The organism is Acidovorax sp. FG60, from assembly GCF_057808995.1.
Genome location: NZ_JBMDJC010000041.1, coordinates 1 through 9646 on the forward strand (window position 1 = coordinate 1; position 9646 = coordinate 9646).

A 9646-nucleotide genomic window follows, 5' to 3' on the forward strand; every position below is an offset into this window, starting at 1 on the left:
GACGATAGGTTACGTATTTGATACTTTACGTGCCATATCGTACCAAACAAAGGGCGATCATGCCCACGTGCTCTTGCACCTCACCCACTACGGAGATAGACATGACCCAAATCGCCCCCCTGACCATCGACACCGCTGACGCCGCTACCGCTGCCACACTCAAGGCCGTCAAAGCCAAGCTCGGCGTGGTGCCGAACCTGCTCGCCACGCTGGCCCACGCGCCGGCAGCGCTCAACGGCTACCTCGGCCTGTCCGAAACGCTGGGCACCGGCCGCCTGAGTGCCACCCAGCGCGAGATCGTTGCGCTGGCTGCCGGTCAAGCCAATCGCTGCCAGTACTGCCTGAGCGCACACACCCTGATCGGCAAAGGTGCCGGACTGTCGGCAGAGGCCATCGCCGCGGCCCGCACCGGCCAGGCGGCCAACGCACTTGACGATGCAATTGCCGGCTTTGCCCGCGCGCTGGTCGAGCAACGCGGCGTGGTGTCGGCCGACGCCATGGCCAACTACCGCCGCGCGGGGCTCGACGACGGCCTGATACTGGAAGTGATCGCCAACATCGCGCTGAACACGCTCACCAACTACACCAACCACATCGCCGACACCACGGTGGATTTCCCCGTGGTCGCCGTCTGATCTCCATAGGCATATAAGGAGAACACAACGAAAATCGCACTCACCGGCGCTCTGCTCGCCAGCGCCCTCGTCCTGCCACTGGCCGTCACGGCCGGCGACTTTTCGCCCTATGTGGACAGCCAGGGCGGCATCAGCCGCCCCACAGACTTCCGCACAAACTTCGTCCACCTGGGCTCATATGCGGTGTTGGACGAAAAATCCGCCTCTCGCGGCCTGCACGATGTGTACACCGAAAAGGCCTCGGCCGAGCACTACCGCAAGACCGGCAAGTTCCCGGACGGCGCCACGCTGGTGAAAGAGATCCGCAAGCTCGAAACCAGCGCCATGACCACCGGCGACCCTGTGGTCTGGGGTTCCGATGCGGCCGTGTGGTTCGTGATGGTCAAGGACGCCAAAGGCCGTTTCGCCAGCAACCCCTTGTGGGGCGACGGCTGGGGCTGGGCGCTGTTCAAGGCCGACGCCCCCGCCAAGAATGTCGCCGTCAGCTACGCAGCCGACTGCATGGGCTGCCATGTGCCGGCGGCCAAGACCGACCGCGTATTCATCCAGGGCTATCCGACACTGACCCAGCACTGACTTGCTTGTCACTTTCAGAAGGCGACAGCACGAAATATCAAAAGTCGACCGCACGGTCTTTTCTGACGTTGGAGTCGCCTCAGAAAACGGAAAATAAAGCACGCTAAGGCGTAGTTCCCTCGGGCTACACCGCGTCCGCACTGCGCGGTTCTTTCTTCCCTTGCAGTGACGCAATCAGCGGGCAGGAAACGTTCCCCTTCCGCGCATGGCAGGCGCACACCAAATCAGACAGCACGGCCTCCATGCGCGCCAGGTCAGCCATCCTCTCGCGCACGTCCTTGAGCTTGTGCTCGGCCAGGCTGCTGGCTTCCTCGCAATGGGTGCCATCCTCCAGCCGCAGCAGCTCGGCGATCTCATCCAGGCTGAAGCCCAACCGCTGGGCTGATTTCACGAAGCGCACCCGCGTTACATCCGTCTCGCCATAGCGGCGAATGCTGCCGTAAGGCTTGTCCGGTTCCGGGAGCAAGCCCTTGCGCTGATAGAACCGGATGGTCTCCACATTGACCCCGGCCGTCCTGGCGAAAACGCCAATGGTCAGGTTCTCCAAATTGTTTTCCATATCGCTTGACTCCGTACATAACTACGGAAGTAAGCTTAAGCTATCCAATTCAGATTCGAAAGGACAAACGTATGTCTGAACCTCAAAACGGGCGCGGCGCGCTCTTCACTGGCGGGCTGGCCGCCATCCTCGCCTCGGCTTGCTGCCTCGGGCCGCTGGTTCTGATCGCCTTGGGGTTCAGCGGCGCTTGGATCGGCAACTTGACGGTGTTGGAACCCTATCGCCCCATCTTTATCGGCGTGGCGCTGGTGGCGTTGTTCTTCGCCTGGCGGCGCATCTACCGGCCGTCAGCCGCCTGCAAACCGGGTGAGGTTTGCGCGATTCCCCAAGTGCGAGCTACTTACAAGCTCATTTTCTGGGGCGTGGCCGTGCTGGTTTTGGTCGCGCTCGGATTTCCCTACGTCGTGCCATTTTTCTATTGATCACAGGAGTTCACCATGAAAAAGCTGCTTTCCGCCCTTGCCCTCGCTGCCGTTGTTGCCCCCGTGTGGGCCGCCACCCAGACCGTTACGCTGTCCGTACCGGGCATGACCTGCTCGGCCTGTCCGATCACTGTCAAGAAGGCGATTTCCAAGGTCGATGGCGTCAGTAAAGTTGACGTGACCTTCGAGACGCGCGAAGCGGTGGTCACCTTCGATGATGCCAAGACCAGCGTGCAGAAACTGACCAAGGCTACCGAGGATGCGGGCTACCCATCATCAGTCAAGAACTGATCATGAAAGACCCGAAGACACTGCTGCGGGTCAGCATCATTGGCACAACCCTCGTGGCGCTGTGTTGCTTCACCCCTGTTCTGGTCATTTTGCTCGGTGTGGTCGGCTTGTCCGCGCTGACCGGCTATCTGGACTATGTGCTGCTGCCTGCGCTGGCGATTTTCATCGGCTTGACCATCTACGCCATCCAACGAAAACGCCAAGCCGATGCCTGCTGCACCCCGAAATTCAATGGAGTAAAAAAATGACCGAAATCACCGTGAATGGCATGACCTGCACATCCTGCGCCACCCATGTCAAAGATGCTTTGGAAAAGATTCCCGGCGTGAATGCCGCTGTGGTGTCCTATCCAGAAAGCCGCGCGCAAGTCATGGCAGACACCGCCGTGAGCCACAACCAACTGCTGGCCGCCATCGCCGCATTGGGTTATCAAGGCTCGATCCGGGTTGGTGATTTCAAAGATGAACCAAAAATCCGTGATGCACTTGAGGGCGCCGGTTTGCATATCGCCATCATTGGCAGCGGCGGGGCCGCGATGGCGGCGGCGCTGAAGGCCGTCGAGCAAGGCGCGACGGTCACGCTGATCGAACGCGGCACCATCGGCGGCACCTGCGTCAATATCGGCTGTGTGCCGTCCAAGATCATGATCCGCGCTGCCCATATTGCCCATCTGCGCCGGGAAAGTCCGTTCGACGGCGGTATTGCGGCAACTGTGCCTGCGATTGACCGCAGCAAACTGCTGGCCCAGCAGCAGGCCCGTGTCGATGAACTGCGGCACGCCAAATACGAAGGCATCCTGGACGGCAATCCAGCCATCACCGTTTTGCACGGTGAAGCGCGTTTCAAGGACGACCAGAGCCTGGTCGTCCGTTTGAACGAGGGTGGCGAGCGCGAGGTAACGTTCGACCGCTGCCTGGTCGCCACCGGTGCCAGTCCGGCCGTGCCGCCGATTCCGGGCCTGAAAGAGTCACCCTACTGGACTTCCACCGAAGCGCTTGTCAGCGACACCATTCCCGCACGCCTGGCCGTGATCGGTTCGTCGGTGGTGGCGTTGGAACTGGCGCAAGCCTTTGCCCGGCTCGGCAGCCAGGTCACGATCCTGGCACGCAGCACCTTGTTCTTCCGGGAAGACCCGGCCATCGGCGAGGCCGTGACAGCCGCTTTCCGCGCCGAGGGCATCGAGGTGCTGGAGCACACGCAAGCCAGCCAGGTCGCCCATGTGAACGGCGAATTCGTGCTGACCACCGGACACGGTGAATTGCGCGCTGACAAGTTGCTGGTTGCCACCGGTCGGGCACCGAATACGCGCAGCCTCGCGCTGGACGCGGCGGGGGTCACTGTCAATGCGCAAGGGGCCATCGTTATCGACCAAGGCATGCGCACGAGCAACCCGAACATCTACGCGGCCGGCGACTGCACCGACCAGCCGCAGTTCGTCTACGTGGCAGCGGCCGCCGGCACCCGTGCCGCGATCAACATGACCGGCGGCGACGCAGCCCTCAATCTGACCGCGATGCCGGCAGTGGTGTTCACCGACCCGCAAGTCGCCACCGTGGGCTACAGCGAGGCGGAAGCGCACCACGATGGCATCGAGACCGACAGTCGCACGCTGACACTCGACAACGTTCCGCGAGCGCTTGCCAACTTCGACACACGCGGCTTCATCAAGCTGGTCATCGAGGAAGGTAGCGGACGGCTCATCGGCGTGCAGGCGGTGGCCCCGGAAGCGGGCGAACTGATCCAGACGGCGGTGCTCGCCATCCGCAACCGCATGACGGTGCAGGAACTGGCCGACCAGTTGTTCCCCTACCTGACAATGGTCGAGGGGTTGAAGCTTGCGGCGCAGACCTTCAACAAGGACGTGAAGCAGCTTTCCTGCTGCGCTGGATAAAAAAAGGAGGTTTTCAATGAGCGCCTACACCGTGTCCCGGCTGGCCCTTGATGCCGGGGTGAGCGTGCATATCGTGCGCGACTACCTGCTGCGCGGATTGCTGCGTCCGGTGGCGTGCACCCCGGGCGGCTATGGCCTGTTCGATGATGCCGCCTTGCAACGGCTGTGCTTCGTGCGGGCGGCCTTCGAGGCGGGCATCGGCCTGGACGCGCTGGCGCGGCTGTGCCGGGCGCTGGATGCTGCGGACGGCGATGAAGCGGCCGCGCAGCTTGCCGTTCTGCGCCAGTTCGTCGAGCGTCGGCGCGAAGCGTTGGCCGATCTGGAGGTGCAGTTGGCCACCATGCCGACCGAGCCGGCACAGCACGCGGAGAGTCTGCCATGAACAGCCCCGAGCGCTTGCCGTCCGAGACGCACAAACCGATCACCGGCTACCTGTGGGGCGCGCTGGCCGTGCTCACCTGTCCCTGCCATTTGCCGATTCTCGCCATTGTGCTGGCCGGCACGACGGCCGGCGCGTTCATCGGAGAGTACTGGGGTATCGCAGCCCTCACGCTGACCGGTTTGTTCGTCCTGTCTGTGACACGACTGCTGCGGGCCTTCAAAGATCGATCATGAGCGCTTCCCATTGAGACAAACCACGCTGTCGCTACGTTGCCTCATGCCGGCATCAAATTCGGCTGAGTAGCTTCTCGCCATCTGGACGTAGCTCACCCTTGGGTGAAACATGCCGATACAGGGTCTGCCGCGTGACGCCAAGTTCCTGGCACAGGTCGCCGACCTTGGTCTCTGGCTGACCCATTGCCGCCATCGCCAGCCGCAGCTTGGCGGCGGTCATCTTGAACGGCCGGCCGCCTTTCCGCCCGCGCGCGCGGGCCGAGGCTAGGCCGGCAATCGTGCGCTCCGCGATCAACTCGCGCTCGAACTCGGCCAGGGCGGCGAAGATGCCAAAGACCAGCTTGCCGGCGGCGGTCGTGGTGTCGATGGCCGCGCCGTGCCCGGTTAATACCTTCAAGCCGATGCCGCGCCCAGTCAGGTCGTGCACGGTGTTGATGAGATGTCGCAGGTCGCGTCCGAGCCGATCCAGTTTCCACACGACCAGTGTGTCGCCAGTTCGCAACGCCTTCAGGCAGCTCGTCAAGCCGGGCCGATCCTCGCGCATGCCGGATGCCTGGTCCTCGTAAAGATGTACTGGATCGACCCCGGCGGCAATCAGCGCGTCGCGCTGCAAATCGGTAGCCTGGGAGCCGTCCGCCTTCGATACCCGCATGTAGCCTATCAGCATGTCGTACCTGTCACATATACGTTCGATTATGTGACAGTGTGCGCCGGAAAGTTAAGGTCGTCAAAATTTGTCACTTAACCCGTCATTCTGTCTAAGACATGCAAAGGATCCGTCAGGCTCATAATGTGACAGAAATTCCGTGGCGATGCCTTCCTTCGCGAAGGTGGCGCGCAACTGTTCCAGGGAAGCGGGGTCGCGCCGACCATAGGAAGCCAACGCGAACAGCGAGCGTGCCGTCTCGGGGTTGTGCCGCGCTTCAATGATGGCCTCGTCGATGGCCTGGACTGCACGCTGCCAGTGATTGATGGGTTCGGGCTTCGGCGCTTTCGTCGGCAGGCCACTGGTGAACCCTGTTTGGGGCTCGGACCAGAACAGCTTTGCCTGCTCGCCTGGCGGGCTTATGTACCTCACCTCAATCAAGCTGATTGCCGTTGCCGCCGCCTCCAGCATCTGCAACCGTACTGCCGGATTCAGGGTTTCATACGGTCGCCACAGACTTTGCCCAGCACGCAGCGGATGCCCGCAGCCTTCCCAGACTTGGCGGAGATACCCCGCGTAGGTTCCGCACGCCGAAAGCGGTGTGTTCAGCTCATCGAGCAGCGTGCGTAGCAGCCGAAACCACAATCCGGCATGGATGCGTCGGCGCGGCAGCTCCAGGTGACCGGTCGTCAGTGCCTGCCAGGTACGCTGGTCCATCGCCGCAATCGCGTCGCTGGCGGTGCGCGGTTCGGCGTCGGCGTTCTCCCAGCCTAGAAACCGCCCTGGCACGCCCCAATAGGATTCCAGCCGGCAGCCATGCAGCGGGCAGCTCAGCATCAGGGGCAGCTTCCACGCGAGCAGTACGGCTTGGTTCTCCGGATCGTTCAGGCATAGCGGACAGGCGCGGTGTATCGGCTGGCTGGGCAGCCAGGCACGCCAGCTCGTGATGGATCGCGTCTTACGGCGGTGTGTCGGCAGCAACACCGAGAGCTGGAACGCATAGGTCTCCAATGCATCTGGAATCTGATCATCAAGGCTGTCCAGTAGCCAAGGCACCCAGCCGGCAAAGCTCATGCAACGCAGCCGGTTCAGTTCGATGCCGCTCCGCTGGGAAAGCATCGCCAGCAGCGCCAGTGGTGGCGCGGTGTCCAGGTCATCAACCTGACCGTGACCAAGATCGTGCTCCAGCAGCTCGGACACCTCTATGTGATAGCAAAGGGCCACGCGGTTGAGCCACGAAGACAAGGCTTCACCTTCCCTGGGAGCCGGATGCAGTGGCCAGCGTGGCGCTGGCTTCACATCAGTTCCCGCTCGAATTGCCGACGCCGCTCGCTGGGGCCGGTGTAATCGGCCATGCTCAGCGTGCGATGGTTGATCGCTTCCTCGCCGCTCTCCACGGCGGCGAGGGCTGCCGCCATCAGCAAGTGCGTCAGTTCGCCGATGGTGCCTTCGCTGCGTGTGAGCAGGTAGCGGGCCATGTCCAGCGTGGCAATCGACGAGGGGCGCCGCAGTGGAAGCGAAGCGGCGAAGCTGGCCAGCAGTGAGCAGCAATCGTCGTTGGCCTCCCATACCGGCAGCATCATCGGCTCGAAGCGATTTTCCAACTGGTCATCGGAGCGGATGACCAGGTAGGCGTCGCGCGTGCCGACCCCGACCAGTGGGATGCGCAGTTCATTGCCGAGGAAGCGCAGGAGATTGAGAAATTCCCGGCGGTTGACGCTGTTACCGGCCAGGACGTTGTGCAACTCGTCGATCACCAGCATGCGCACGCCGACCTTGCGCAGCAGTGCCAGCGCCAGTTGTTCCATTTCTGGCAGCCGTGGGCGCGGTCGCAATGGCGCACCCATCGCCGCGAGCAGCGCGACGTAGAAGCGGATTACCGACGGTTCGGATGGCATCTGCACGACCAGTACCGGAATGTGCTCCTGGTCGGCGTCGGCGCTGGCCGGATGCGTGCGCCGGAACTTCTCGACGATCATCGACTTGCCGTTGTTGGTCGGGCCGACCAGCAGCAGGTTGGGCATGCGTTGCTTGTTTGGCCACGCATACAGGGTTTCCAGCCGGTTCAGCGCCTCGACCGCGCGCGGATAGCCGATCCAGCGGTCGGCGCGAAGGCGCTGGATGCGCTCGTCCGCCGGCAGCCGAGCCAGCCCCTGTGCCGCTGGCAGCAGGTGTGACAAGTCGATGATGGGATATTCGTCCACGGCTACCACTCCTCAATCTGGTCGAACGGTTTGGCCGGCGGCTGGTTGTCGGCCTGTGGGTCAGCCATGTCCGCATCTGGTGGTGGCGTGGTTTTGACAGGCGGTGCCGTTGCCTTGAGATGCTGGCGTCGATCCGCGTCGCGCCGCGCCTTGCGCGTAGCTTTCTGCGCGGTGGACACGATTTCGCGCATCTGGCCGATCATGCGAAACAGCGCCGACTCATCCACCTGTTCGCGCCCTTGCTGCCGCAATTTCGCCAGCGCCTGTCGTTGTTCCCAGAGGGTGACAGCCGGGTGCGACAAGGTGCGGTATGGAATTTCCAGATAGTGCTGCCCCTCCGGCTCCAGCACCCAAATGCGGCTGATGTCGCGCGGGTCGCGCCGGATCAGGAACGCAGGCAAGCGGTCGCGCCGAGCTATCCACGGCTTGAGCGCATCGGCGTAGTAATGGATGTGGTCGATGACGAAGCCGGTGCGGGTCAGCGTGCGGCGGATGATGGGCAGAAAATCGACCAGAAAAGCCGTGGTGCGAGTGATGACGGTTGGCACGCCGGTCCGCGCGATAGCTTCGGCCCAGCGCGCTGCCGGCGGCTGGAGCAGGCCGTTGTGCACGGAGCCGTGGTAGGTGCCGACCGCCAATGTGAGCCAGCGCTCCAGCTCACGCAGCGTCAGGGCGGCCTTGTTTTCGGAATCGTAGTCGCCGCGCTGGTCAGGGTTGGAGAAGGTCGTCCCTGGCAATTCGTCGTGGATCATCTGCATCGCCGTGCCGATGATCCGTTCCACGATGCCGCCGTAGTGCGGCTGCCCGAGCGGGCGATAGTCAAGCCGGATGCCATGCTGCTCGCAGCCTCGGCGTAGCGCTTCGCTCTTGAACTCGGCCGCGTTGTCCAAGTAGAGCAGTCTGGGCTTGCCGCTCATCGGCCAATCCATCTCTACGTTCAACCCTTCCAACCAAGGGCGCTTGTCGCAGGCGGCATGCACCAAGCACAAGCCGACCGAGACGGCGGACGGGGCTTCCAGCGTAACGACCATGCCAACCACGCAGCGGGTGAATACGTCGATGGCGAGGGTCAGGTATGGACGGCCAATCGGTTGCCGGTCGCGCTCGTCCACCACGATCAGGTCGATGACTGTGTGGTCGATCTGCACCTGCTCCAGCGGCGCGGAGACGGGTGGCGGAACACCACCAACACCTTGCAGGTCGCGGGCGGCATCTTGTCCTTCCCGGCGGTGAGTGACCTCGCGCGGATCGAGGCCGGCGATCCGCAGAGCCACCGTGTTGCGCGCCGGCACCCGCAGCTTTTGCAGCTTGCACGCCCGCACAACTTCGCGGTGGAACGCCGCCAAGCTACGCTTCTGCTTGGTCAGGAAGCGCTTTTGCAGTAACTCGCGGATGATTCGTTCGACCGACTCCGGCAAGCGGCCTTTACCTTTGCCACCGCTCGACTGCCCAAGAGCCAAGTCAGTGACCAGCCCCGATCCTAGCCGGGCACGGCGGATCAGGACGTAGACCTGCCGCCGGGACAGCCCCAATGCCTGGGCTGCCGCGTCGGCCGCTTCATGCCCAACCGTCTCCGACTGCGCCAACGGCCCAATGATCTCCGCGCGACGACGCGCACGCTCCCATGCCTGTTCTGGCAGGGTGGCCACGCCGTGCTCGGTAATCGGTGCGGTATCGGTCGCCATGCTCATCTCGCTTTGGTGCACACGAGTATTGAGCATAGACGAGTTTCGTGCAGAGGAGTCCTGATATCGGGGGTGCGGACGAAAACTTGGACTACTAGAAGGTAGTTCATGTATTCCTACGA

At 62.9% G+C, this 9646-nt stretch carries 13 protein-coding genes; 8 read left to right on the plus strand and 5 right to left on the minus strand.

Annotated elements, in window-relative coordinates; translation table 11 throughout:
• Positions 1 to 101: 101 nt before the first annotated feature.
• Complete coding sequence (locus tag ACODS0_RS27575) at positions 102 to 635, plus strand: carboxymuconolactone decarboxylase family protein (RefSeq protein ID WP_013521184.1); 534 nt, start codon at positions 102 to 104, stop codon at positions 633 to 635.
• A 111-nt stretch (positions 636 to 746) separates the two neighbouring features.
• Positions 747 to 1211 (plus strand): cytochrome P460 family protein, encoded by a 465-nt coding sequence (locus tag ACODS0_RS27580; protein ID WP_208458422.1) that lies wholly within the window; start codon positions 747 to 749, stop codon positions 1209 to 1211.
• Positions 1212 to 1335: 124 nt separating this feature from the next.
• Here the strand turns inward: ACODS0_RS27580 and merR are convergent, their stop codons facing one another.
• Complete coding sequence (gene merR, locus ACODS0_RS27585; protein ID WP_000429838.1) at positions 1336 to 1770, minus strand: mercury resistance transcriptional regulator MerR; 435 nt, start codon at positions 1768 to 1770, stop codon at positions 1336 to 1338.
• 71 nt (positions 1771 to 1841) lie between these two features.
• On the opposite strand from merR, the gene merT reads away from it, so the two are divergent.
• Genes merT through merE form a run of 6 tightly spaced genes read left to right on the plus strand, consistent with a single transcriptional unit; the run spans position 1842 to position 4989 of the window.
• Positions 1842 to 2192, plus strand: a complete 351-nt coding sequence (gene merT, locus ACODS0_RS27590) for a mercuric ion transporter MerT (RefSeq protein ID WP_001294667.1) — start codon at positions 1842 to 1844, stop codon at positions 2190 to 2192.
• A gap of 15 nt (positions 2193 to 2207) precedes the next feature.
• Complete coding sequence (merP, locus tag ACODS0_RS27595) at positions 2208 to 2483, plus strand: mercury resistance system periplasmic binding protein MerP (RefSeq protein ID WP_000735441.1); 276 nt, start codon at positions 2208 to 2210, stop codon at positions 2481 to 2483.
• Between the two features lie 2 nt (positions 2484 to 2485).
• Positions 2486 to 2731, plus strand: a complete 246-nt coding sequence (gene merF / locus ACODS0_RS27600) for a mercury resistance system transport protein MerF (protein WP_000654684.1) — start codon at positions 2486 to 2488, stop codon at positions 2729 to 2731.
• Positions 2728 to 4374: a mercury(II) reductase gene (gene merA / locus ACODS0_RS27605; protein WP_000136268.1), complete on the plus strand. Its 1647-nt coding sequence runs from the start codon at positions 2728 to 2730 to the stop codon at positions 4372 to 4374. The genes merF and merA overlap by 4 nt, the downstream gene beginning before the upstream one ends.
• A gap of 16 nt (positions 4375 to 4390) precedes the next feature.
• Complete coding sequence (gene merD, locus ACODS0_RS27610) at positions 4391 to 4756, plus strand: mercury resistance co-regulator MerD (protein ID WP_003465059.1); 366 nt, start codon at positions 4391 to 4393, stop codon at positions 4754 to 4756.
• Entirely contained in the window at positions 4753 to 4989 is a 237-nt protein-coding gene (gene merE, locus ACODS0_RS27615) for a broad-spectrum mercury transporter MerE (RefSeq protein WP_001087809.1), read from the plus strand. Before merD ends, merE begins: the two co-directional genes overlap by 4 nt.
• Positions 4990 to 5041: 52 nt before the next feature.
• On the opposite strand, the gene ACODS0_RS27620 is transcribed toward merE, so the two are convergent.
• Genes ACODS0_RS27620 through ACODS0_RS27635 form a run of 4 tightly spaced genes read right to left on the minus strand, consistent with a single transcriptional unit; the run spans position 5042 to position 9560 of the window.
• The gene (locus tag ACODS0_RS27620) at positions 5042 to 5656 is read right to left on the minus strand and encodes a recombinase family protein (protein WP_000904941.1); all 615 of its coding nucleotides are present in this window, start codon (positions 5654 to 5656) and stop codon (positions 5042 to 5044) included.
• Positions 5657 to 5716: 60 nt separating this feature from the next.
• Positions 5717 to 6934, minus strand: coding sequence for a TniQ family protein (locus ACODS0_RS27625; RefSeq protein ID WP_011137967.1), 1218 nt, complete (start codon positions 6932 to 6934; stop codon positions 5717 to 5719).
• Positions 6931 to 7839: a TniB family NTP-binding protein gene (locus ACODS0_RS27630; RefSeq protein WP_011137966.1), complete on the minus strand. Its 909-nt coding sequence runs from the start codon at positions 7837 to 7839 to the stop codon at positions 6931 to 6933. The genes ACODS0_RS27625 and ACODS0_RS27630 overlap by 4 nt, the downstream gene beginning before the upstream one ends.
• 2 nt (positions 7840 to 7841) lie before the next feature.
• Positions 7842 to 9560, minus strand: a complete 1719-nt coding sequence (locus tag ACODS0_RS27635) for a Mu transposase C-terminal domain-containing protein (RefSeq protein ID WP_069105849.1) — start codon at positions 9558 to 9560, stop codon at positions 7842 to 7844.
• Between the last annotated feature and the right edge of the window lie 86 nt (positions 9561 to 9646).